This is a genomic window from Kitasatospora sp. NPDC096128 (assembly GCF_040303105.1).
Classification (GTDB): domain Bacteria; phylum Actinomycetota; class Actinomycetes; order Streptomycetales; family Streptomycetaceae; genus Kitasatospora.
The window spans coordinates 1-25,053 of sequence record NZ_JBEOSP010000075.1; the positions used below are offsets into that span (position 1 = coordinate 1).

Here is a 25,053-nt window from a genome sequence, read left to right on the forward strand (position 1 = left end):
CAGACCGCCAACGGCGCCCCACCATGTGCCCACAGAGTCGGCGGTCGGAAAATCATCCAGCCCCCGGAGCGCCCACCCCCGGAACCGCCCCCGGCCTCACCCACCCTCCCGAAAGCCCACCCCCCACCCAAGCCCCCCGCGCAGCGCCCGTTCACCGCGGCACCACCACCACCCCCACCCCGAAATACCGCCGATCCCCACACCCCCGCACCCCCACCGGACACCCCCCAGCTGCCGCCACCGCCACCGCGTCCGCCAGCTGCCCCGACCCGAACCCCGGATGCAGCGCCGCCGCGACCGCCACCGCCCCCGTCACGTGCGCCGCCGCCATCGAGGTCCCCGCCAGCGCCGCGTACTGCCCGCCCGGCCAGTCCGAGACGATCGCCCCCTGCGGCCCGCCGTCCGGATCCCCTCCGGGGGCGGCCAGCGAGACCCTGCCGCGCCCGTAGTTGGTGTACGAGGACGGCCGCCCGTCCCGGTTGACGGCCGTGACGGTGAGGACGCCGGGCAGCTCGCCGGGAAGGCGAATGCACTCGGTGCCCAGGTGACGGCTGAGGGGCGGCCCGGAGACCCGGTCGTTGGGGCTGCGTTCGTCGGTCCGGGCGGCGCCCAGGTCCTGCCCGTCGTTGCCGGCCGAGGCGACCACCACCGCCCCCTTGCGCTGGGCGTACGCGACGGCCCGGCCGACGGCGGCGATCAGCGCCGCCTGGTCCCGGTCCTCGGGGCAGTTGTACTTCCACGGGTCGGCGAAGTAGCTGTCGTTGACGGCCTTGGCCCCGTGGTCGGCCGCCCAGAGCATCCCGCAGACGATGTTCTCCGCGTAGTACTGCCCCAGCGGCCCGAGCAGCCGGACGGCGGCGATCCGCGCCCCGGGGGCGACCCCGGTGACGCCCTGCCCGTCGCGGGCCGCGCCGATGATCCCGGCGACGTGGGTGCCGTGTCCGCTCTCCGGGACCCCGGGGTCGGGCCGCCAGGCGCCGGTGCGGGAATCGGGGCGTCCGTCGGCGCAGGAGGCCGAGGCTTTGGGGTCGACGGCCGCCCGCAGGTCCGGGTGGGTGTCGTCGACGCCCGAGTCCAGCACGGCGACCAGCACCTTGCGCATCACCTCGGTACTCGGCGCACTCCTGGCGACGTCCCCGGTCCCCCCGGGCCCCGCCTGCACCATGCTCAGGTTCCACGCCCCGCCCTCCCCCGGGTCCGGAACCGTCAAGGTCCCACCATCCCGCCCCTCCGAGGCCCGAACACCCCACCCTCCACCCAGCGCATCCCCGCCCACGCCCCGACCCACCACACCCCCGCCAACACCCCCACCCACCACACCCCCACCCACCGCATCCCCACTCCCAGAGCCCCCACTCCCAGAGCCCCCGGCCGCGAAGTCCCCCGCCCCGTCCACCGCCCGCGGCGGCCCAACGACCGGCGCCGTCCGGGTCGCCCCGACCGCCGCGATCCCGGGCCGGGCCCGCACCCGGTCCGCGAAGCCACCGGTCGCGTACGCCAGTACCGCCCCGATCTGCGGGTACTCCTGCACCACCTGCCCGCCCGCCGCCCGACTCTCCGCCCCGGCCAGCGCGGCACCCGCGGCGTCGTCCTGTCGGCCCAGCACCAGATAGCTGAGATAGGCCCGCCCAGGCCCGGACACGTACGGCACGGCACCGCCGAGCACCAGGGCCGTGAGCAGCATCGCGAGCAGCACCCGGGCGGGCCCGCAGACCCTGCGCCGCCGGGCCCCCGGGCGTCGACCCCCGCGAACGGACCCGGACCGGTGCGCCTGCGCCATCCCACGCCCTCCGCTCATCAAGTCCACTCAGGCCACGAATTGATCACCTGCCCGATTTCTCACCATATGAGCCGATCATCATTCCTGCCCCCGCAGCCACCCCCACCCCACCCACCAGCCGGCCACCCCACTCGCCGAACCCCACCTCCACCCCGCTTGTCACCCCCACCCGGCACCATGGGGACATGGCGCCCCCGCACCCGACCCCACCCGCCGAGCCCGCCGAGCCCGGCACCCCCGCCGAGCCCGCCGAGCCCGGCACCCCCGGCGTCGCCCCCCTGGCCGGCTTCGCCCCCGCCACCCGGGCCTGGTTCACCAGCGCCTTCTCCACCCCCACCGCCGCCCAGTCCGAGGCCTGGCGCGCCATCCAGCAGGAGACCGACGTCCTGGTGGTCGCCCCCACCGGCTCCGGCAAGACGCTCGCCGCCTTCCTCGCCGCCCTCGACCGGCTGAGCAGCACCCCGCCCCCCGCCGAGCCCAAGCGCCGCTGCCGGGTGCTCTACGTCTCCCCGCTCAAGGCCCTCGCGGTGGACGTCGAGCGGAACCTCCGCGCCCCGCTGACCGGCCTGCGCCAGGCCGCCGTCCGGCTGGGCCTGCCCGAGCCCGAGGTCCAGGTCGCGATCCGCTCCGGCGACACCCCGGCCGCCGACCGCCGCCGCTTCGCCACCCACCCGCCGGACATCCTGATCACCACCCCCGAGTCGCTGTTCCTGCTGCTCACCTCCGCCGCCCGGGAGGCCCTGCGCGGGGTCGACACGGTGATCCTGGACGAGGTGCACGCCGTCGCCGGCACCAAACGCGGCGCCCACCTGGCACTCACCCTGGAGCGCCTGGACGAGCTGCTGGACCGCCCGGCCCGCCGGATCGGCCTGTCCGCCACGGTCCGCCCGGTCGAGGAGGTGGCCCGCTTCCTGAGCCCCCACCGCGGCGCCGTCGTCGTCCAGCCGCCCGCCGCCAAGCAGTTCGACCTCTCGGTGGTCGTCCCCGTCCCCGACCTGGACGACCTGCCCGCCGCCCCCGCCACCGGCGGCGCCGCCGGCTCCGACCCGCAGCGCCAGGCCTCGATCTGGCCGCACGTGGAGGAGCGGATCGTCGACCTGGTCGAGGCGCACCGCTCGACCATCGTGTTCGCCAACTCCCGCCGGCTGGCCGAGCGCCTGTGCAACCGGCTGAACGAGATCGCCTACGAGCGCGCCACCGGCACCGCCGCCCCCGAGGCGCACGCCCCGGCCGAGCTGATGGGCGGCTCGGGCGCCGCCAGGGGTGTGCCCCCGGTCATCGCCCGGGCCCACCACGGCTCGGTCTCCAAGGAGCAGCGCTCCCTCGTCGAGGAGGAGTTGAAGGCCGGCCGGCTGCCCGCCGTGGTCGCCACCTCCAGCCTGGAGCTGGGCATCGACATGGGCTCCGTGGAACTCGTCGTCCAGGTCGAGTCGCCGCCCTCGGTCGCCTCCGGCCTGCAGCGGGTCGGCCGGGCCGGTCACCAGGTCGGGGCCGTCTCCACCGGCGTCTTCTTCCCCAAGTACCGCGGGGACCTCGTCCAGTCCGCCGTGGTCACCGAACGCATGCGGGAGGGCCGGATCGAGGCCCTGCGGATCCCCCGCAACCCGCTGGACGTGCTCGCCCAGCAACTCGTCGCGATGACGGCCCTGGACACCTGGCCGGTCGACGAACTGCTCACCGTGGTCCGCCGGGCCGCACCCTTCGCCACCCTCCCGCAGTCCGCCTTCGACGCCGTGCTCGACATGCTGGCCGGCCGCTACCCCTCGGACGCCTTCGCCGAGTTGCGCCCCCGCCTGGTCTGGGACCGGGTGGCCGGCACGGTCACCGGCCGCCCGGGCGCCCAGCGCCTGGCCGTCACCTCCGGCGGCACCATCCCCGACCGCGGCCTGTTCGGCGTCTTCATCGCCGGTTCGACCGCGTCCGATTCGACGACGGCCAAGAAGAGGGGCGGCGGCCGAGTCGGAGAACTCGACGAGGAGATGGTCTACGAGTCCCGCGTCGGCGACGTCTTCACCCTCGGCACCACCTCCTGGCGGATCGAGGAGATCACCCACGACAAGGTGCTGGTCACCCCCGCCCCCGGCGTCCCCGGCCGGCTCCCGTTCTGGAAGGGCGACACCCTCGGCCGCCCGCTCGAACTCGGCCGCGCCCTGGGCGCGTTCACCCGCGAGCTGGGCGCCCTCCCGCCCGAGGCCGCCACCGAGCGCCTCAAGCGGGCCGGCCTGGACGACTGGGCGGCCGCCAACCTGCTGGACTACCTGGCCGAGCAGCGGAAGGCCTGCGGCCACCTCCCCGACGACCGCACCATCGTGGTCGAGCGCTTCCGGGACGAGCTCGGCGACTGGCGGATCGTCATCCACTCCCCCTTCGGCGCCCAGGTGCACGCCCCCTGGGCGCTCGCCCTCGGCGCCCGGCTGCGCGAGAAGCACGGCCTGGACCCGCAGGTCATGCACGCCGACGACGGCATCGTGCTCCGCCTGCCCGACGCCGACCTCCTCTCCCCCGACTTCGACTTCAGCAGCCCGCTGGAGAGCGCGGGTTCCGACGAGGCCCCGGTCGGCGCCGACGCCGCCCTGTTCGAGGCCGACGAGATCGAACAGCTGGTCACCGACCAGGTCGGCGGCTCCGCGCTGTTCGCCTCCCGCTTCCGGGAGTGCGCCGGCCGCGCCCTGCTGCTCCCCCGCCGCAACCCCGGGCGCCGCACCCCGCTCTGGCAGCAGCGCCAGCGCGCCGCCCAACTGCTCGAGGTCGCCTCCGAGTACGGCTCGTTCCCGATCGTCCTGGAGGCCGTCCGGGAGTGCCTCCAGGACGTCTTCGACGTCCCCGGCCTGGTCGAGCTGATGGGGGACCTCGAATCCCGCGCCGTCCGCCTGGTCGAGGTCACCACCTCCGAGCCCTCGCCCTTCGCCCGCTCACTGCTGTTCGGCTACGTCGCCCAGTTCCTCTACGAGGGCGACTCCCCGCTCGCCGAACGCCGGGCCGCCGCCCTCTCCCTGGACTCCCGGCTGCTGTCGGAGCTCCTCGGCCAGGCCGAGCTGAGCGAGCTGCTCGACCCGCAGGTGCTGGCCGAGCTGGAGGCCGAGCTCCAACGCCTCACCCCCGAGCGCCGGATCAGGGACGCCGAGGGCGTCGCCGACGCGCTGCGCCTGCTCGGCCCGCTCACCGAGGCCGAGTTGACCGCGCGCGGCGCCGAGCCGCTGCTGGCCCTGGAGCTGGAGGCCGCCCGCCGGGTGATCCAGGTCCGGATCGCGGGCGAGCAGCGCTGGGCCGCGATCGAGGACGCCGGACGGCTGCGCGACGCCCTGGGCACCCCGCTGCCGGTCGGCGTCCCCGAGGCCTTCACCGAGCCGGTCAAGGACCCGCTGGGCGACCTGCTGGCCCGGCACGCCCGCACCCACGGCCCGTTCACCGCCGCCGAGGCCGGCGCCCGCTACGGCCTCGGCACCGCCGTCGTCACCGGCACCCTGCACCGGCTCACCGCCGCCGGCCGCCTGGTCCAGGGCGCCTTCCGGCCCGCCGAGAGCCATACCGCCACCGCCGAGTGGTGCGACGCCGAGGTGCTGCGCCGGCTGCGCCGCCGTTCGCTGGCCGCGCTGCGCCAGGAGGTGGAGCCCGTCCCGCCGCGCGCCCTGGCCGCCTTCCTCCCGCAGTGGCAGCACCTGGCCGGCCACCGGCTGCGCGGCCCGGACGGCCTGCTCCGGGTGGTCGAACAGCTCCAGGGCACCGCCCTGCCCGCCTCCGCCCTGGAGAAGCTGATCCTCCCGGCCCGGCTCGCCGACTACTCCCCCGGCCTGCTGGACGAGCTGATGGCGGCCGGCGAGATCGGCTGGTGCGGCGCCGGCGCGCTGCCCGGCAAGGACGGCTGGCTCAGCCTGCACCTGGCCGAGAACGCCCACCTGCTGCGCCCCGAGCCCGTCCCGCCCGCGCTCACCCCGCTGCACAGCTCCCTGCTGCAGGCCCTGTCGGGCGGCTACGGCCTGTTCTTCCGCCAGCTCGTCCAGCAGCTCCCGGAGGAGGCCCCGGAGCCCGAGGTGGTGACGGCCCTCTGGGACCTGGTCTGGGCCGGCTACGTCAGCAACGACACTCTGGCCCCGCTGCGCGCCCTGCTCGGCTCCGGCCGGACGGCGGGCGCCACCGCCCACCGCGCCCCCCGGGCGACCCCGCGCGGCCGCTACGGCGGCGCGGGCCGCGCCTTCGGCCGGGCGGCGGCCGGCGGGGCGCTGCGCAGCGGCCCGCCGACGGTGGCCGGGCGCTGGTCGCTGCTGCCCGCCTTCGCCGCCGATCCGACGGTGCTGGCCACCGCCCGGGCACAGAGCCTGCTGGACCGGCACGGTCTGCTGACCCGCGGCACGGTGGCGGCCGAACGGGTGCCCGGCGGCTTCGCCGGGGTGTACCGGGTGCTCGCCGCGATGGAGGAGCGCGGCCGGGCCCGCCGGGGCTATTTCGTCGAGGGTCTGGGCGGCGCCCAGTTCGCCATGGAGGGCGCGGCCGACCGGCTGCGCTCGGTCAACGGCCGGCTGGAGCGGGCCGGGGCCGCCGAGTGGCCGGCCGCTCCGGCCGCCGAGCCCCCGCAGCTGCTGGTGCTGGCCGCCGCCGATCCGGCGAACGCCTACGGCGCCGCGCTGCCCTGGCCCGAGCCGCCCGCCGTCGCGGGGGCCACGGAGGCGAAGGCGCACCGCCCGGGCCGCAAGGCGGGCGCCCTGGTGGTGCTGGTGGACGGTGAGCTCGCGCTGTACGTGGAGCGGGGCGGCAAGTCCCTGCTGGCCTGGCCGGAGGACGGCGCGACCCTGGCGTCGGCCGCCGGGGCGCTCGCGGGCGCGGTCCGGGCGGGCGCGCTCGGCAGTGTCACGGTCGAACGCGCCAACGGCGAGCCCGCCCTCGGCTCCGAGCTGGGCCGCGCCCTGGAGGAGGCCGGCTTCCACGCCACCCCGCGCGGCCTCCGCCTGCGCCCCTGAGGACGGGAGAGCCCTTGGCCCTGGAAACGCCCGGAGGCCGCAGGGTCGTCGACCCCGCGGCCTCCGGCCACGTCGATTCATCCGGTCGGCGGGGGCTGCGCCTCCGCCCGGCCCACGGCCTCCCCGTGCTCGTGCGGGCGCCGGGCCGGTCCGGTCGCGTTCCGGTCGGCATGGACCGGGATGAGACCGAGCCCCCAGCCGCCGGCCGCCAGCAGACCGAGCACCGCCCCGTCGGCGAGCTGTCCCCGGACGGCCACCAGCCACCAGGCGAGCCCGCCCGCGAGCGCCACCAGGACCCATCGGGCCGACCAGGGCACCAGGCGCCGCAGCCGTATTCGGGCCACCGCGCACACCGTCGCGACTCTCCGCACGACCGCCCTCCTCCGCTCGCCCCGGGATTCCTCGGGCCCGTCGTGGGACGGGCACCCGGGAGGTGCGAGGCCGGGTTCAGGCGGCGACCACGTCCATCGCGGCGGCCTTGGGCGACATGTTCGCCCGATCGGCGCCGGGGGCGGGCAGCGGTACCGGTTCGAGTACCGGCCTCAGCAGATCACCTTCGGAGAGGGTGGCCATCGCCGCAAGTTCGGCGAGCGACAGTTCGTCGCTGACCTCGCGCATGACCTCGGACATCCGGACGTCGAGTGCGTCGCAGATGGCGGAGAGCAGCTCCGAGGAGGCCTCCTTCTGTCCCCGCTCGACCTCGGAGAGGTATCCGAGCGAAACCCTGGCTGCCGCCGACACCTCGCGGAGTGTGCGGCCCTGGCGCTGGCGCTGCCGACGCAGTACATCGCCCAGTAGGCGACGGAGCAGGATCATCGGTGCCTCCCTCCTCGGACTGCGGATCGAGATGTCACGACCCCACCGTACCGCCTTGCCCGCTTCGCGTGCGGGGACCCTGGTCGTGTTCACTCTGGGCTGCAAGGCCGTCCCCCTCCTCGTTCCGGTGTCCTACCCGGGTTCGCGGGCCCCTCGTGGTACCCGACTCGGCCCGCCCGGCCACCGTCACGCAACTCGTTCGCCACCTGGTTTCTGCCCAACCAGGCCGTTGGATGTAACACGATCCTCCAGCTGTGTCATACCCGCGCGCCAGTTCGGCAGATCTCGGTTCGGTGGAGATCCGTCCGCGGGCTCCGTCATCGAGGTCATCGAGGTCATCGAACGAGCCGGCCGACGAGCAGCTCCAGCGCGGCGGTCACCGCTTCGTGACGGATTGTGGCACGAGCGCCCGACAGCAGGGGCGAACTGACCAGAGTTCCCCCCGGGCCGGCGACCGCCAGGTGTACCGTGCCCACCGGCTGCCCGTCCTGCGGCTCCGGACCGGCCACACCGGTCGTCGCGAGCCCGTACGTGGCCCCCAGCAACCGGCGCACGCCCTCGGCCATCTGTCGGGCCACCACCGGGTGCACCGGACCGTACACGTCCAACAGGCCCTCGTCCACACCGAGCACCGAGGCCTTGAGCTCCGTCGCGTACGCGGTGACCGACCCGCGGAAGGTCGCGGACGCCCCGGGGACGTCCACCAGCGCGGCGGCCAGCAGCCCGCCGGTCAGCGATTCGGCGACGGCCAGCGTGCCGCCCTCGGCCCGCAGCGCGGCGTGCGCGCGTTCGGCCAGCCCGTACAGCTCGTCGTCCGTCACCGAGGTCCCCCCGTCCGTTACCGGTCCGCGCGCTCCGCGGCCGTGCCCTCGCGGCGCAGGCGCAGCGCCTGGCCGATGTAGTCCAGCGCGGTGCCGACGGTCAGCAGCACCGCCAGCGCCATCAGGACCGCCCGGCCGGTGGCCAGCCAGCCGGTCAGCGGCAGCACGTACATGCCGACCGCGGTGCCCTGGGTGAGCGTCTTGAGCTTGCCGCCACGGCTGGCCGGGATGACGCCGTAGCGGATCACCCAGAAGCGCATCAGGGTGATGCCGAGCTCGCGGGCCAGGATCACCACGGTGACCCACCAGGGCAGGTCGCCGAGCACCGAGAGCCCGATCAGCGCCGAGCCCATGATCGCCTTGTCGGCGATCGGGTCGGCGATCTTGCCGAAGTCGGTGACCAGGCCCTTGCGGCGGGCGATCTCGCCGTCGAACAGGTCGGTGATCATCGCGATCGCGAACGACGCCCAGGCGACCGCGCGCCACTTGGGGTTGTGCCCGTCGTCGGCGAACAGCAGGGCCACGAAGACCGGGACCAGGAGCACCCGGACCATGGTGAGCACATTGGCGATGTTCCAGACGCCGGGCGCCGGCGGCACGGCGGCCGCCGGTCTCCCCGGGTGGGCCGCGGCCGGGGCCCCGGGCCCCTTGGTCATTCCCCGGCTCCCGGAGCCTCGGCCCCCGAAGTCGCGGGCTGTCGCACCTGTTCCAGCGCCTCGGCGATCAGGTCGACGCCCTCGCTGGCCACCACGGTGGCCCGCCAGAACTGTCCGACCCGCGGGTCCTCGACGCCGTGCAGGGTGGTCAGGCCGTCGGTCTCCGGGGCCTGGTGGGCGGCGCGGCCCTCGACCACGCCGTCCTCGATCGACTCGATCAGCACCTCGACCTCGGTGCCGATCCGCTGCTCGGCCCGCTGCGCGGTCATCTCCTCGGCGAGCCGGCTCAGCCGGGCCAGCCGGTCGGCGACGACGTCCTCGGGCAGCTTGCCGTCGTAGGTCGCCGCCTCGGTGCCGTCCTCGTCGGAGTAACCGAAGACGCCGATCGCGTCCAGCCCGGCGTGGGTGACGAAGCGCTCCAACTCGGCGAAGTCCTCCTCGGTCTCACCGGGGAAGCCGACGATGAAGTTGGACCGGGCGCCGGCCTGCGGGGCCTTGCCCCGGATCGTCCCGAGCAGCTCCAGGAACTGGTCGGTGGAGCCGAAGCGGCGCATCCGGCGCAGCACGGCGGGCGCCGAGTGCTGGAAGGACAGGTCGAAGTAGGGCAGCACGTCGGCGGTGCCGGTCATCGCGTCGATCAGGCCCGGACGCATCTCGGCCGGCTGCAGGTAGGAGACCCGCACCCGCTCGACGCCCTCGATCGCGGAGATCTCGCCGAGCAGCGTCTCCAGCAGTCGGATGTCGCCCAGGTCCTTGCCGTACGAGGTGTTGTTCTCGCTGACCAGGACGATCTCGCGGACGCCCTGCCCGGCCAGCCACTGGGCCTCGTGCAGCACGTCGGAGGGGCGGCGGGAGATGAAGGAGCCGCGGAAGGCGGGGATGGCGCAGAAGGAGCAGCGCCGGTCGCAGCCGGAGGCGAGCTTGACCGAGGCGACCGGGCTGTCGTCCAGCCGCTTGCGCAGGGTGCGCGGGCCGGAGGCCGGGGCGAGGCCGTCGGGCAGGTCGGCGATCGGCTCGGCGGCGGCCTCGGCGCCGTGGCCGGGCAGCGCGACGGACTCGGCGGCGGACTGCCGCTCGGCCGGGCTGATCGGCAGCAGCTTGCGGCGGTCGCGCGGGATGTGCGGGGCGTGGTGGCCGCCGGAGAGGATGGTCTGCAGGCGGTCGGAGATGTCGGAGTAGTCGTCGAAGCCGAGCACCCCGTCGGCCTCGGGCAGCGCGTCGGCGAGCTCCTTGCCGTACCGCTCGGCCATGCAGCCGACCGCGACGACGGCCTGGGTGCGGCCGTGCCCCTTGAGGTCGTTGGCCTCCAGCAGGGCGTCGACGGAGTCCTTCTTGGCGGCCTCGACGAAGCCACAGGTGTTGACGACGGCGACATCGGCCTCGGCGGCATCGTCGACGAGCAACCAGCCGTCGGCTTCCAGTCGCCCGGCGAGTTCCTCGGAGTCCACCTCGTTGCGGGCGCATCCGAGCGTGACAAGGGCGACAGTGCGGCGTTCAGGCATAGGCCCAAGATTAACGCGCGGCCTCCGGTGCCGTTCGCCCCGGAGGCCGCGTGCCACGGATCAGCTGATCATCGACGGCCCTCGACGGGCCGTGTGGTCAGCCCGCCTGCGGGTCTCCGGGGGTGTACGTGACGTGCACCACCTGGCCGTCCTTGCCGAGGACGCCGAGGTCCTTGCCGTTGACGTACGCGTGCACGGCTCCGCCGTTGCCGAGCACCAGGCGGATCTGCTTGGGGTCGGTGAAGGTCTGGTCCTGGCCGTCGCTGATGTTGTTCTGGAACAGCGACTTGCCGCTGCCGTCCATCGCCGAGACCCAGCTGGTGCCCTCGGCGACCAGCTTCACGGTGACCTTGTCGGCCGGGACGGCGGCGATCGCCGCGGCGCTCGGCGCGGGCGCCGGCGGCTGCACGGTCGGCGTGACCGGGGCGACCGAGCCGGTGCCGGAGCCGCTGGGCAGCGGCGCGCTGGCGGAGCCGGTGGTGCCGTGGCCGCTCTTGCCGCTGACCAGGTTGAAGCCGATCAGCGCGACCACCGCGACGATCGCGGCGACCATGGCGGCCGCCCAGTTCGGCCGGGAGCGGCCGGGCACCTTGATCGGGCCGTTGTCGATCAGCTGGGTGGCGGGGCGCTTGGAGGCCGGTGAGCCGCCGTGCGCGGCGTCGTAGCGTGCGACCAGCGCCTCGCCGTCCGCGCCGACCGCCTGGGCGACCGCGCGGATGTGCCCGCGGGCGTAGAAGTCGCCGCCGCAGCGGTCGAAGTCGTCCTCCTCGATGGCATGGACGATCGGCACCCGCACCCGGGTGGCGGTACTCACCTGGTCCACCGTGAGTCCCGCGTCGATCCGGGCGGCGGACAGCACCCGGCCGATGCTCGGGGCATCGGCCGCCTGCACCGCGTCGTCGGTCGGCTCGACGGACGACGGGGTGTTCTCGCGGTCGGAGGACTTGCCGATGGTCACGGGGCACGCCTTTCGAGCGGATGGCCACCTGCTGGAGAACAGTCTAGGGGCGCGGGCGGATCGTTTCTCAAGCGGAGCGGGCCGAATGCGCGTGCCCGTCCCGGCCGGGAGCCGGACCTCAGCTGAACGGTCGTCAGCGGAGGCACCCGGACGGACCCGGAAAGCGCTTTCCGGCCAAGTGACGCGGCATACGGACACCCGGTTCCCCGTACCGCGCCTACCCTCCTCCGAACGAGTGAACCCCCTCGGAGCGCACAGCCCGTCAGCCCTACGGGGCAGGCCCCCTCGGCCCCGCAGGGCCCCCTCAGCCCCGCAGGGTGATCAGTACGCCGTCCAGCTCGTCCGGCTTCACCAGCACGTCGCGGGCCTTGGAGCCCTCGCTCGGGCCGACGATCCCGCGCGACTCCATCAGGTCCATCAGCCGGCCCGCCTTGGCGAAGCCGACCCGGAGCTTTCGCTGGAGCATCGAGGTGGAGCCGAACTGGGTGGAGACCACCAGCTCGGCCGCCTGGATCAGCAGGTCCAGGTCGTCGCCGATCTCCTCGTCGATCTCCTTCTTGGGCCCGCCCCCGACCGTCACGTCGTCCCGGTAGACGGCGGACAGCTGGTCCTTGCAGTGCTGCACCACCCTGGCGATCTCCGCCTCGGTGACGAACGCGCCCTGCATGCGGATCGGCTTGCTCGCGCCCATCGGCAGGAACAGCGCGTCGCCCTTGCCGATCAGCTTCTCCGCGCCGGGCTGGTCGAGGATGACCCGGGAGTCGGCCATCGCGGAGGTCGCGAAGGCCAGTCGGGACGGCACGTTGGCCTTGATCAGGCCGGTGACCACGTCCACCGAGGGCCGCTGGGTGGCGAGCACCAGGTGGATGCCGGCCGCACGGGCCAGCTGGGTGATCCGGACCACCGAGTCCTCGACGTCGCGCGGCGCGACCATCATCAGGTCGGCCAGCTCGTCGACGATCACCAGCAGGTACGGGTACGGCCGCAGCTCCCGCTCGCTGCCCAGCGGCGGGGTGACCTTGCCGGCCTTCACCGCCGCGTTGAAGTCGTCCACGTGCCGGAAGCCGAAGGCCGCGAGGTCGTCGTAGCGCAGGTCCATCTCGCGGACCACCCATTGGAGGGCCTCGGCGGCCTTCTTCGGGTTGGTGATGATCGGCGTGATCAGGTGCGGGATGCCCTCGTACGCGGTCAGCTCGACCCGCTTGGGGTCGACCAGGACCATCCGCACCTCGTCCGGGGTGGCCCGGGCGAGGATCGAGGTGATCAGGCAGTTGATGCAGGAGGACTTGCCGGCGCCGGTCGCACCGGCCACCAGGATGTGCGGCATCTTGGCGAGGTTGGCCATCACGGTGTGGCCCTCGACGTCCTTGCCCATGCCGACGACCATCGGGTGGGTGTCCTCGGCGGCCGTGCGCGAGCGCAGCAGGTCGCCGAGGTTGACCATCTCGCGGTCCCGGTTGGGGATCTCGATGCCGACCGCGGACTTGCCCGGGATCGGGCTGATGATCCGCACGTCCGGGCTGGCCACCGCGTAGGCGATGTTCTTGCCGAGCGCGGTGATCCGCTCCACCTTGACGGCCGGGCCGAGCTCGACCTCGTAGCGGGTGACCGTCGGGCCGCGGGTGAAGCCGGTGACCTTCGCGTCCACCTTGAACTCGGCGAAGGTGCTGGTGAGCTGGGCCACCACCTCGTCGTTGAGGGCGCTGCGGGCCTTGGCCGGGCCGCCGCGCTCCAGCAGGTCGAGCGAGGGCAGCGCGTAGGTGATCCCCTCGCCGAGCTGCAGCTGCTCCATCCGCACCGGCGCCGGGCCGTGCTCGGCGGGCGCGCCCGGGCCGCCGCTGCGGGCGGCCGGGACGGCCGGCTCCTCCGGCGCCGCGGTGAGGTCCTTGACCTGGTGCATCATGTCCGCCACCGCCGAGGAGGCGGGCACACCGTAGACCAGGGCGCCGTCCAGGTCGGCGGCCGCACCGGCGGCGAGGTCGCGGGTGGCGTACGGGTCCAGCGGCTCCTTGTCCAGGGAGATGCGGCGGGCCGCCTCCGGCTGCTCCCCGTCGTCCTCGGCGGTCTGCTTGCGCCGACGACGGCGCCGACGGGCGGCCACCTCGTCGAGGGGGCCCTCGCCGTCGGTGTCGACGGTGTACGGCAGTGCGTCGGGGTCGGCGTCCTCCGGCGGATCGGTGGACAGCTCGTGCTCCGGCGTGCGCCCCCAGCGCGGCTCGTCCTCGGGCCCGGGCTCGACCACGCCGAGCCTTATCCCCAGCCCGCGCACCCGCTCGCCGATCCGGTTGACCGGGGTGGCGGTGACCACCAGCAGGCCGAAGAAGGCCAGCAGCAGGAGCAGCGGCACGGCCAGCACCGCGCCGGCGGCGGCCATCATCGGGGTGGAGGCGGCCCAGCCGATGATCCCGCCGGCCGCCCTTATCCGGGAGGCGCCGCTGCCCATCGTGGGCGCGCCGCAGCCGATGTGGACCAGGCCGAGGATGCCGACCAGCAGGGTACTCAGCCCGATCACGATCCGGCCGTTGGCCTCCGGCAGCTCCGGGTGGCGCCAGAGCCGGATGGCGATCCCGGCCAGCAGGAACGGCACCAGCACGTCGAGCCGCCCGAACAGTCCGGACACCACGGCGGTGGCCGCCCCGTTCAACCAGCCCTCCGAGCTGAACCAGGTGCCGCCCGCGACCACGAGCGCGAGCCCGAACAGCAGCAGGCCGACGCCGTCCTTGCGGTGGTCCGGGTGGAGGTTCTTGGCGCCGTCGCCGAAGCCGCGGAAGATCGCGGCGATCGGGCTGGCGAGGGCGTTGAGGGCGCCCATCAGCACCCCCCGGCGCGGCGGGGGCGGCGGGGCCGACTTGGCGGCCGACTTCTTCGCGGGGGCCCGGCGGGCGGCCGCCTTCTTGGCGGGCGGCTTGCCCGGGGCCTTGGCCGCGGCCTTCTTGGACGGTCCCGGACTCGGTTTGCGTGCGGCGTTTCCGGGCGTACGAGTGGCCATGGGTCAGCAGCCTACCGGGGCGGGCGAGCGGTGCCCACGCGGCCGAGCCCGGGGCCGGGACGTGTCGCAGACACACCGTCACGCTGACCGGGTTTCACCCGACCGCAGCAGCAAACCACCCGGACGTGTGAACGTCCGACCGTGTCCGGGCGGTTCTCCGCGGTGCCGGGGCGCATCGCGTCCAGGGCCCGGCGCAGTCCGGCGAGCTTGCGCTCCAGGTGCGCCGCGGTGGCGGCCACCCCGGCGTCCTCCGCCCCGTCCAGCTGCTTGCCCAGCGCCTCCGCCTGCTCCTCGACCGCCGCCAGCCGCGCGGACAGCTCGCCGAGCAGCGCCCCGCCGAGGGACGGCTCGCCGCCGCCCGCCTCCAGTTGCAGCCGCAGCAGCGCGGCCTGCTCCTTCAACTGGCAGTTCTTGACGTACAGGTCGACGAAGACCGAGACCTTGGCGCGCAGCACCCACGGGTCGAAGGGCTTGGAGATGTAGTCCACCGCGCCGGCCGCGTAGCCGCGGAAGGTGTGGTGGGGCCCGTGGTTGATCGCGGTCAGGAAGATGATCGGGATGTCCCGGGTGCGCTCGCGGCGCTTGATGTGGGCGGCCGTCTCGAAGCCGTCCATCCCGGGCATCTGGACATCCAGCAGGATCACCGCGAAGTCGTCCGTCAGCAGGGCCTTGAGCGCCTCCTCGCCGGAGGCGGCCCGCACCAGCGTCTGGTCCAGGGCGGAGAGGATCGCCTCCAGCGCCAGCAGGTTCTCCGGCCGGTCGTCGACCAGGAGGATCTTCGCCTTCTGCATCGGGGCTCGCCCTCCTGTCGCCTGCCTGCCGCCCGGTGTAGGCACTCGCGTACTGCCCACCGCTACCCCGGTCATGCTAGCCGCACCCCCTCGCCCGGCACATCGCTCCGTCGTGACCCGATCCGGAGCGGCGCGCAGCCAGTGCTCCGGCGCACGCTCAGCAGCGTGTCGCCGTCCGGTCACTGTTCGCAACGATCGGTGACCCTACCGGGTTCCCGGGCCGGTCCGCCAGCAAACCGGCCCGCCGGTGGGCGTGAACCCCGGAGCCCGCCCCGGGGTTCACGCCAGGCGACGGACTCACGCGCGGCCGCCGTTCAGCCACTCGGACATCACCGACAGCAGGTGGTCGGTCTCCACCGGCTTGGTGATGTGGTCGGTGGCGCCCGCCTCCAGGGACTTCTCGCGGTCGCCCTTCATCGCCTTGGCGGTCAGCGCGATGATCGGCAGACCGGCGAACTGGGGCATCCGGCGGATCGCCTCGGTGGTCGCGTAGCCGTCCATCTCCGGCATCATGATGTCCATCAGGACCAGCGCCACGTTCTCGTGCTGCTCCAGCATCTCGATGCCCTCGCGACCGTTCTCCGCGTACAGGACGGTCAGCCCGTGCTGCTCCAGCACGCTGGTCAGGGCGAACACGTTGCGCACGTCGTCGTCCACGATCAGCACCTGCTGGCCGTCGAAGCGGGTGGCGACGCGGGCCGGCCGGAGCTGCTGCGCCGGCTCCACCGCCCGGGGCGCGGCGGCGCTCTCCAGGGCGGCGCTGCGCCGGCGCTCCACCGCGCCGCGGCGGCGCTCCTCCGCCATCTCCCGGACCTCCTGGGCCCAGTGGTCGGCCGGGCTCTCGCCGACCGGCACCGGCAGGCCCACCGGGGTCACCCCGACCGAGGCGCGCAGTGCGGGCGGGTTCGCCGTGCCCGGGCGGTCCAGGGGGCGCTCAGCGGTGGCATCCGGGGCGTCGGTGCGCAGCGGCAGGTAGAGCGTGAAGGTCGAGCCCTTGCCGAGCTCGCTCTCGGCGTGGATCTCGCCGCCGAGCAGCCGGGCGATCTCCCGGCTGATCGACAGCCCGAGGCCGGTGCCGCCGTACTTGCGGCTGGTGGTGCCGTCGGCCTGCTTGAACGCCTCGAAGATCTCCCGCAGCTTGTTGCCGGGGATGCCGATGCCGGTGTCGGAGACCGAGAAGGCGATCAGCTCGTCGTCCGGGCCCTGGATCGAGCCGAACTCCAGCAGCCGCTCGCGCACGTGCTGGGGGACGTCCCGGCCGGCCGCGCTGATCGAGAAGTCGACGCCGCCGGCGTCGGTGAACTTGACGGCGTTGGAGATCAGGTTGCGCAGCACCTGCTGGAGCCGCTGCTCGTCGGTGTGCAGGGTGACCGGCAGGGCGGGCGAGACCCGGACCGCGAAGTCCAGGTTCTTGTCCAGGGCGACCGGCTGGAAGGTGGCCTCGACGTAGTCGACCAGCTGGACCAGGGCGATCCGGGCCGGGCGGACGTCCATCTTCCCGGCCTCGACCTTCGACAGGTCGAGGATGTCGTTGATCAGCTGGAGCAGGTCGGAGCCGGCGCCGTGGATGGTGTCGGCGAACTCGACCTGCTTGGGCGAGAGGTTGCCCTCGTTGTTGTCGGAGAGCAGCTTGGCCAGGATCAGCAGCGAGTTGAGCGGGGTACGCAGCTCGTGCGACATGTTGGCGAGGAACTCGCTCTTGTACCGGGAGGCCAGGGCGAGCTGCTCGGCGCGCTCCTCCAGGACCTGCCGGGCCTCCTCGATCTCGCTGTTCTTGATCTCGATGTCCCGGTTCTGCTGGGCGAGTTGCTCGGCCTTCTCCTGCAACTCCTCGTTGGTGCGCTCCAGTTCCTCCTGGCGCGCCTCCAACTCGGCCGAGCGCATCGAGAGTTCGGCGGTGAGCCGCTGGGACTCCAGCAGCAGTCCCTCGGTCTTGGTGTTGACGCTGATGGTGTTGACGGTGACGCCGATCAGGTCGGCGATCTGGTTGAGGAAGTCCAGCGCGACGGTGGTGAAGGAGCTGAACGTGGCCAGCTCGATCACGCCCAGCAGCCGGCCCTCGAACTGCACCGGTAGCACCACGATATGGGCCGGCGAGGCCTCGCCGAGGCCGGAGGCGATCTTGAGGTACCCGGGCGGCGCCTCCTTGACGATGATCGCCCGCTTCTCCACCGCGGCCTGGCCGATCAGCGACTCGCCCGGCCGGAAGGTGGTCGGCATCGCCCGGCGCTGGTAGCCGTAGCTGCCGATCAGGCGCAGCACGGTGTCGTTCTCGTCGTCGTCCTCGGTGATCAGCTCGGCGGTCCGGCCGGCCGGCTGGGCCAGGAAGAAGGCGCCGTGCTGGGCGGAGACCACCGGGGTCAGCTCGGTCATGATCAGCGAGGCGACGGCCTCCAGGTCCCGGCGGCCCTGGAGCAGCCCGGAGATCCGGGCCAGGTTGGTCTTGAGCCAGTCCTGCTCCTGGTTGGTCCGGGTGGTCTCGCGCAGGTTGGCGATCATCTGGTTGATGTTGTCCTTGAGCTCGTCGAGCTCCCCGGCGGCGTCCACGTCGATCCGCAGACTCAGGTCGCCCCTGGTCACCGCGGTGGCGACCTGGGCGATCGCGCGCACCTGCCGGGTCAGGTTGTTGGCCAGCTCGTTCACCGACTCGGTGAGGTCCTGCCAGGTGCCGTCCACTCCGGGCACCCGGGCCTGGCCGCCGAGCCGCCCGTCGGTGCCCACCTCGCGGGCGACCCGGGTGACCTCGTCGGCGAACGCCGACAGCTGGTCGACCATCGTGTTGATGTTGGTCTTGAGCTGGAGGATCTCGCCGCGCGCGTCGACGTCGATCTTCTGCGAGAGGTCGCCGCGGGCGACCGCTGTGATCACCAGCGCGATGTTGCGGACCTGGCCGGTGAGGTTGTTGGCCATCTGGTTGACGTTGTCGGTCAGGTCCTTCCAGATCCCGGCCACGCCCGGCACGCTCGCCTGGCCGCCCAGGGTGCCGTCGGTGCCCACCTCGCGGGCGACCCGGGTGACCTCGACCGCGAACGCGGACAGCTGGTCGACCATCGTGTTCAGGGTCCCGGCGAGCGTCGCGATCTCGCCCTGGGCGTCGATGGTGATCTTCTTGGAGAGGTCGCCGCGGGCCACCGCGGAGGCGACCTCGGCGATGTTGCGGACCTGCCCGGTCAGGTTCGACGCCATGAAGTTGACGTTGTCGGTCAGGTCCTTCCAGATGCCCGACACCCCGCGCACCCGCGCCTGGCCGCCGAGGATGCCCTCGGTGCCCACCTCGCGGGCGACCCGGGTGACCTCGTCGGCGAACGCCGACAGCTGGTCGACCATGGTGTTGACGGTGGTCACCAGCTCCAGGATCTCGCCCCGGGCGTCGACGGTGATCTTCTTCGACACGTCGCCGCGCGCCACCGCCGTGGTCACCTCGGCGATGTTGCGGACCTGGCTGGTCAGGTTGTTGGCCATCAGGTTGACGCTGTTGGTCAGGTCCTTCCACGTCCCGGACACCCCGGGCACGCTCGCCTGGCCGCCGAGGATGCCCTCGGTGCCGACGTCCCGGGCGACCCGGGTGACCTCGTCGGCGAAGGCCGACAGCTGGTCGACCATCGTGTTGATGGTGTTCTTCAGCTCCAGGATCTCCCCGCGCGCGTCCACCTGGATCTTCTGCGACAGGTCGCCCTTGGCGACCGCGGTCGTCACCTGGGCGATGTTGCGCACCTGATCGGTGAGGTTGTTCGCCATGAAGTTGACGTTGTCGGTCAGGTCCCGCCACACCCCGGCCGCCCAGGGCACCTGCGCCTGCCCGCCGAGCCGCCCCTCGGTGCCCACCTGGCGGGCCACCCGGGTCACCTGCTCGGCGAACCCGGAGAGCTGGTCCACCATCGTGTTGATGGTGTTCTTCAGCTCCAGCATCTCGCCGCGCGCGTCCACCTCGATCTTCTGCGACAGGTCCCCGCGCGCCACCGCCGTGGTCACCTGGGCGATGTTGCGCACCTGGCCGGTCAGGTTGTCGGCCATGAAGTTCACCGAGTCGGTCAGTTCGCGCCAGACCCCGGCCACGCCCGGCACCTGCGCCTGACCGCCCAGCCGGCCCTCGGTGCCGACGTCCCGGGCGACCGTGGTGACCTGGGCGGCGAAGCCGTTCAGCTGGTCCACCATCGTGTTGACGGTGTTCTTCAGCTCCAGCATCTCGCCGGCCACATCGACGGTCACCTTGCGGGACAGGTCGCCCTTGGCCACCGCCGTGGTCACCTGGGCGATGTTGCGCACCTGCGCGGTCAGCCGCCCCGCCATCGTGTTGACCGAGTCCGCCAGGTCCTTCCAACTGCCCGACACGCTACGGACCTTGGCCTGCCCACCGAGCTTGCCCTCGGTGCCGACCTCGCGGGCCACCCGGGTCACCTCGTCGGTGAACTCGGAGAGTTGGTCCACCAGTCCGTTGACGGTCCGGCCGATCTTGAGGTACTCGCCGCGCAACGGGTGACTCACCCCGTTGCTGTGCAGCGAACGCAGCTCCATCTTCTGGTCCAGGTCGCCCTCGGCGATCGAGGTGAGCACCCGGCCCACCTCGGCCATCGGACGGGCCAGGTCGTCGATCAGCGCGTTGCAGTTGTCGACGGCCGCCATCCAGGCGCCCTCGCCCGCACCGGTCTCCAGCCGCTCGTTCAGCCGGCCCTCACGGCCCACCGCCCGCCGCACCCGGGCCAGTTCACCGGTCAGGTGCTGGTTGCGCTCGGCGACCTCGTTGAACACCGCGGCGATCTCCGCCAGCGGCCCGTCGCCCGGCACCGTCAACCGGCGGCGGAAGTTGCCGTCCCGCATCGCGGTCAGCGCTGCCAGCAGCTTGCGCAGCTCGGCGGGCTCCGCGCCGCGGCTGTGGCCCGCTCGCCGGCCGGCCGCGCTCCGCGGCGCGGTCCCGGACCGCCCACCGCGCGGAGCGGGCGGCGTCGTACCGGTGGCGTCCTTGGTGGCGTCCTTGGTGGCCGAACTCAACGGGCCCCTCCCACATCGTGTGAACTGTCCGGTGACCGCCGCGCCGGAACGGCACGACCCGGGCACCGGCCCGGCCGGGCTTCGTACCGGCCGGACCCCACGGCCCACCGGCTCCCCCACGACCGTACTGCTCCCACCGGCCGTCGCGGACCCCCCAGTCTGGCAGCACTGGCGCCGGGTATACGGCCGGTTGCGCCCGGTTGTCCCCGCACCGTCCGAAACAGGTGGGCAGAATCACCCTCCGGTGCCTGTTTCGCCGCCCCGCCCCCACGGGGACCCAAGCGGAAAGTAGGGTGGAGCGCTGCACCGGGCCACGCCCGACCCACCGCCGCCGCCCACCCGGCGGCGCGCACGGGGAGGTCGGCGCCGAACCCCGGACAGTCAGGCAAGAGCAGCAGAGGAGAAGTGGCAACGTGGTCACCGCGCGCGCAGCCGCCACCTTCGACCCCGACGGCCGGTCCGCGGCGGCCGCCCGGGGCTTCGTCCGGGACGCGCTGCTCGGCTGGGGCCTGCCCGAGGTCGTCGACGACGCCGTCGTCCTGGTCAGCGAGCTGGTCACCAACGCCGTCGTGCACGCCGGCACCGCCGCCGAGGTCTGCTGCCTGCGCGAGGAGGAGACCGTCCGGATCGAGGTCACCGACCACCACCCCGAGCGCGGCCTGCCCTCGCTCGGCGACGGCCCCCGCTACGCCGACCCCGACGGGGAGGGCGGCCGCGGCCTGCTGATGTGCTCCGCCCTCGCCGAACGCTGGGGCGTCGAGTACGGAGCCGGGCAGAAGACCGTCTGGTTCCGGCTCGCCCTGCCCGCGCACGTGGCCGGCACCCGCTACGCCGTCCCCGCCACCCCCGGCAGCGACCTGCCCAGCAGCCCCGGACCGGTGCACGTCGCCGTCGTCCAACTCGACGAGGACGGCCGGGTCCTGGCCTGGAACCCGGACGCCGAAGCCCTCTTCCGGTACCCCGCCGCCACCGTCCTCGGCCGCCCCTGGGCCGACCTCGCGCTCTGGCCGCAGTCCCCCGGCCGCGGCCTCGGCCTCACCGACACCCTCCGGCTGGCCCGCTGGGAGGGCGGCTACGGCGTACGGCGGGCCGACGGCGAGGAGGTCGAGGTCTACGGCGTCCAGGTGCGCGTGCGCGACACCGAGGGCGTCGCCTCCACCCTCTGTCTGCTCGTCCTCGAACCCGACCGCGCCGTCCTGCGCTCCCCCGCCCGCACCCTGCCCGGCGAGCGCCCCGACCCGACCGGACCCCGGCTCGACCTGCTGGCCGGCCCGATCGCCACCGACGACCTCGAAACCCTGCTCCAGCGCGCCGTCGAACGCGCCCGCGACCTGCTCGACGCCGACGCCGCCTACCTGCTGCTCACCACCGACGACGAGGCCGAGTTCGAGGTCCGCGCAGCCACCGGCCTGACCACCGGGCACCGCCGGCACACCCGCTTCCCGGTCGAGACCGGCACCCGCTACGACTCCGCCCGGCTGCCCTCCGTCCACGAGGACCTCGCCGCCCGCCCCTCGGGCCTGCCGCTGCTCGCCGGCAGCGGCATGCGCTCCCTGGTCACCGTCCCGCTCAAGGTCGAGGGCCGACTGATCGGCTCGCTCGGCATCGCCACCGCAGCACCCGGCCGCTACGACAACGAGGACGCGCTGCGCCTGCAGTTCGCCGCCGACCGGGTCGCCCTGGCGGTCGAGAGCACCCGGCTGACCGAGCTGGAACGGCTGCGTCGCGGCTCGCTCTCCTTCCTCGTCGAGGCCTCCGACCTGCTGGCCGGCACCCTCGAACACGAGCAGACGCTGGCGCTGATGGCCCAGATGGCCGTCCCCACCCTCGCCTCCTGGTGCGCCGTCTACACCAACGGCGACCACAGCTCCTCGGCCGCCCTCGCCTTCGTCCTGCACGAGGACGAGGACCGGATCGACCCGCTGCGCGACCTCCTCGACAAGACCCCCTTCCCCGAGGCCGGCCCCACCCACGGCGTCCGCTTCTGGACCGCGCCCGGCGACACCGCGTCGGCCCGCGGCCTCACCGACAGCCCCGAACTCGTCGGCCTGCTCGGCGAGACCGTCGTCCTGCCGCTGGCCGCCCGCAACCGCGTCATCGGCCTGCTCGCCCTCGGCGTCCCGGCCGGTGTGCGGTTCCGCCAGGAGATCCTCGAACTCGCCGAGGACCTCTCCCGCCGGGCCGCCCTGGCCCTCGACAACTCCCGCCTCTACTCCGAGCGCACCGCCACCAGCCAGGCCCTGCAGCGCAGCCTGCTCCCACCGGACCTGCCCGAGATCCCCGGCGTCGAGGTGGACGTCTACTACCAGGCCGCGGGCGAGGGAAACGAGGTCGGCGGCGACTTCTACGACCTGTTCACCATCCGCGAGGGCACCTACGGCTTCGCCATCGGCGACGTCTGCGGCACCGGCCCCGAGGCCGCCTCCGTCACCGGCCTGGCCCGGCACTCGCTGCGGCTGCTCGCCCGCGAGGGCCTGGACGCCCCGCAGGTGCTGCGCCGACTCAACGCGGCCATCCTGGACGAGGGTTCGCGCAGCCGCTTCCTCACCCTGCTGTACGGCGAACTGACGCCCCGCCCGGACGGCAGCACCGAGCTCTCCCTGGTCTGCGCCGGCCACCCGCTGCCGCTGCGCCTGCGCACCGACGGCCAGGTCGACCGGGCCGCCACCCCGCAGCCGCTGCTCGGCGTCATGGACGACCTCGAACTCACCGCCGAGCACCTGGTGCTGGCCCCCGGCGAGGTCCTGCTCTGCGTCACCGACGGCGTCACCGAACGCCGCGAGGGCCGGCGGATGCTGGGCGACGACGGCCTCGCCGAGGTGCTCACCGGCTGCACCGGCCTGACCGCCGGTGCGGTCGCCATGCGGGTGCAGCGCGCGGTCGAGCGCTTCGCCCCCGAGCCGCCGTCCGACGACATGGCGATCCTGACGCTCCGGGTGCCGACCCAGCGCCAAGCGTGAGCGTTCCACAGCTGACGCCGTCACAAATTGTTATGTTCACAAGGGTACAAGCGAGCAGGGCCGGGTAAACCGATCTCGCCGGGGAATCCCCCGGCGGGGACGTGACCAGCGGGCTCTCCGCTGGCCCATCACTTCTGACCGCAGCCCGCGCACGCTCCCAGTCGTGCGGCCCCGGCGCGGTCGCGCGCATCCACTCATCGGAACGACACCAAGCGTTACTGCGCCCTGCGCGCGCCCAGAGTGAAAGGAGCCTCCGGTGAGCAACGACGCTACCGGGGCAACGAACGCCCGCTCCACCGGAGCCGACGCGGGTAACCTCGGCTACCTCGCCCTCGGCCTGACACTGCTCGCCTACGGTCTGCTCTCCACCGGGATCCTGCACGGCACCGGCGTCGGGGACGCGGCCCACCTCGCCCACCTGCTCGGCGGCCTCACCCTCTTCATCGCGGGCCTCTGGCAGCTCCGCGGCGGCGAGGGCTTCACCGGAACCGCCTTCACCAGCCTCGGCGCCTTCTGGGCGACCTGGTCGGTGGCGGGCGGCGCGAGCAAGAACGCCGTCGGCCTGTTCCTGCTGCTGTGGGCTCTGCTCGCCCTCAGCCTCACGGCCGCCAGTTGGGGCGCGGGCCTGTTCAGCCGCGCCGTCTACGGGCTGTTCACGGTCTCCCTCGTGCTCAGTGCCATCGCGGTCCTCGGTGGCTACAGCGGTCTCGGCAAGGCCGCCGGCTGGGTCGCGGCCGTCTCCGGGCTCATCGCCTGGTACTGGGCCACCTCCGCCCTGAGCAACGGCTCCTGGGGGAAGGTCGCCCTACCGGTCAAGTGACCTGCTTCGGCCGCTCCTCGGCACCCGTACGGGGTCGGGTCTCCGTCTCGACGGCGGCCCGGCCCCGTCGCCGTGCCCCCGCAGCGGCCGCAGCGGCCGCAGCGGCCGCAGCCGCCAGGACGGCGTAGGCGAACAGCAGGATCGCGACGGCAACGATGCCGTCCGCCCAGAAGTGGTTGGCCGTCACCACGACCACCGCGACGGTCAGCACCGGGTGCAGCACCACCAGCCAGCGGAACGGACTCGGCGATACCCGCACCACAGCGACCGCCGCCAGCACGGACCAGGCGACGTGCACCGACGGCATCGCCGACAACTGGTCCGCCACCACCACCCCGCCGACCGCGCCGCCGTACACCGACTGCCCGTACTGCGCGGCCACGTCCACGAAGCCGCTCTCCGGCAGCATCCGCGGCGGCGCGACCGGGATGAACTGCACCAGCAGACAGACCGCGGTGGTGATCACCACCGTGTTGCGCACCCACGCGTAGCGCTCCCGGTGCCGCAGGAAGACCCAGAACAGCACCCCGAGCATGACGGCGAAGTGCATCACCGCGTAGTAGTAGTTCGCCAGCCGCACCAGCACCGGGTACGGCGTGACCGCCGCCTGCCAGGATGCCTCGTCCGGCAACCCGACCGCCCGCTCGGTCCGGTGGATCCAGCCCGCCCGGTCCAGCGCGTGATCGGCGCTCATCACCGACAGGTGCCCCACCAGCTGCCACAGCGCGAACAGCGCCAGCAGCGTGCCGGCCTCCCGTAGCAGGGCCGACACCCCCGGCTTCCGGACCCTGGCAGCTGCGTACGCGCCTCCGTAGAGGACGGCTGCGGTGCCCCCGGCGGTCTGCCAGGTCAGGGTCAGGTTCTGCATTGGCAGAGGGTAACGCAAAAAGACCCCCTCCCGAATGGGAGGGGGTCTTTTTGGAATGATTGTTCGGCGGCGTCCTACTCTCCCACAGGGTCCCCCCTGCAGTACCATCGGCGCTGTGAGGCTTAGCTTCCGGGTTCGGAATGTAACC

Annotated in this window: 13 protein-coding genes, 1 rRNA gene and 1 pseudogene; 3 read left to right on the forward strand and 12 right to left on the reverse strand. The window is 73.5% G+C overall.

The window, feature by feature from the left end; all coding sequences use genetic code 11:
- Positions 1-151 precede the first annotated feature (151 nt).
- On the reverse strand, positions 152-1,210 hold the full coding sequence (locus tag ABTY61_RS39935) for a S8 family peptidase (RefSeq protein ID WP_350510143.1): 1,059 nt from the start codon (positions 1,208-1,210) through the stop codon (positions 152-154).
- Between the two features lie 755 nt (positions 1,211-1,965).
- Here ABTY61_RS39935 and ABTY61_RS39940 point away from each other — a divergent pair.
- Entirely contained in the window at positions 1,966-6,735 is a 4,770-nt protein-coding gene (locus ABTY61_RS39940; protein ID WP_350510144.1) for an ATP-dependent helicase, read from the forward strand.
- 77 nt (positions 6,736-6,812) lie between these two features.
- Here the strand turns inward: ABTY61_RS39940 and ABTY61_RS39945 are convergent, their stop codons facing one another.
- The 9 genes and pseudogenes from ABTY61_RS39945 to ABTY61_RS39985 all read right to left on the reverse strand — a co-directional run bounded on the left by ABTY61_RS39945 (position 6,813) and on the right by ABTY61_RS39985 (position 20,116).
- Positions 6,813-7,106 carry a hypothetical protein gene (locus ABTY61_RS39945; RefSeq protein ID WP_350510145.1) on the reverse strand — a complete coding sequence of 98 codons (294 nt, stop codon included), beginning with the start codon at positions 7,104-7,106 and terminating at the stop codon, positions 6,813-6,815.
- A 76-nt stretch (positions 7,107-7,182) separates the two neighbouring features.
- The gene (locus tag ABTY61_RS39950) at positions 7,183-7,551 is read right to left on the reverse strand and encodes a helix-turn-helix domain-containing protein (RefSeq protein WP_030290911.1); all 369 of its coding nucleotides are present in this window, start codon (positions 7,549-7,551) and stop codon (positions 7,183-7,185) included.
- 335 nt (positions 7,552-7,886) lie between these two features.
- A complete protein-coding gene (locus tag ABTY61_RS39955) occupies positions 7,887-8,372 on the reverse strand; it encodes a CinA family protein (protein WP_502895523.1) in 486 nt (161 codons plus the stop codon).
- A gap of 17 nt (positions 8,373-8,389) precedes the next feature.
- On the reverse strand, positions 8,390-9,028 hold the full coding sequence (gene pgsA / locus ABTY61_RS39960; protein WP_350510146.1) for a CDP-diacylglycerol--glycerol-3-phosphate 3-phosphatidyltransferase: 639 nt from the start codon (positions 9,026-9,028) through the stop codon (positions 8,390-8,392).
- Positions 9,025-10,530, reverse strand: a complete 1,506-nt coding sequence (gene rimO, locus ABTY61_RS39965) for a 30S ribosomal protein S12 methylthiotransferase RimO (RefSeq protein ID WP_350510147.1) — start codon at positions 10,528-10,530, stop codon at positions 9,025-9,027. The genes pgsA and rimO overlap by 4 nt, the downstream gene beginning before the upstream one ends.
- 97 nt (positions 10,531-10,627) lie before the next feature.
- On the reverse strand, positions 10,628-11,488 hold the full coding sequence (locus ABTY61_RS39970; protein ID WP_350510148.1) for a helix-turn-helix domain-containing protein: 861 nt from the start codon (positions 11,486-11,488) through the stop codon (positions 10,628-10,630).
- A gap of 304 nt (positions 11,489-11,792) precedes the next feature.
- Positions 11,793-14,477 carry a DNA translocase FtsK gene (locus tag ABTY61_RS39975; RefSeq protein ID WP_350510149.1) on the reverse strand — a complete coding sequence of 895 codons (2,685 nt, stop codon included), beginning with the start codon at positions 14,475-14,477 and terminating at the stop codon, positions 11,793-11,795.
- Positions 14,478-14,638: 161 nt separating this feature from the next.
- A pseudogene (locus tag ABTY61_RS39980) lies at positions 14,639-15,268 on the reverse strand (response regulator); the annotation flags it as partial.
- Positions 15,269-15,565: 297 nt separating this feature from the next.
- Positions 15,566-20,116 carry a HAMP domain-containing protein gene (locus ABTY61_RS39985; RefSeq protein WP_350510154.1) on the reverse strand — a complete coding sequence of 1,517 codons (4,551 nt, stop codon included), beginning with the start codon at positions 20,114-20,116 and terminating at the stop codon, positions 15,566-15,568.
- Positions 20,117-20,670: 554 nt separating this feature from the next.
- On the opposite strand from ABTY61_RS39985, the gene ABTY61_RS39990 reads away from it, so the two are divergent.
- A complete protein-coding gene (locus ABTY61_RS39990; protein ID WP_350510150.1) occupies positions 20,671-23,217 on the forward strand; it encodes a SpoIIE family protein phosphatase in 2,547 nt (848 codons plus the stop codon).
- 256 nt (positions 23,218-23,473) lie between these two features.
- Positions 23,474-24,037 (forward strand): GPR1/FUN34/YaaH family transporter, encoded by a 564-nt coding sequence (locus tag ABTY61_RS39995; protein WP_350510151.1) that lies wholly within the window; start codon positions 23,474-23,476, stop codon positions 24,035-24,037.
- Here the strand turns inward: ABTY61_RS39995 and ABTY61_RS40000 are convergent.
- The gene (locus ABTY61_RS40000; RefSeq protein ID WP_350510152.1) at positions 24,030-24,905 is read right to left on the reverse strand and encodes a phosphatase PAP2 family protein; all 876 of its coding nucleotides are present in this window, start codon (positions 24,903-24,905) and stop codon (positions 24,030-24,032) included. The two genes, ABTY61_RS39995 and ABTY61_RS40000, sit on opposite strands and share 8 nt — an antisense overlap.
- A gap of 61 nt (positions 24,906-24,966) precedes the next feature.
- A 5S ribosomal RNA gene (rrf, locus tag ABTY61_RS40005) occupies positions 24,967-25,053 on the reverse strand; the annotation flags it as partial.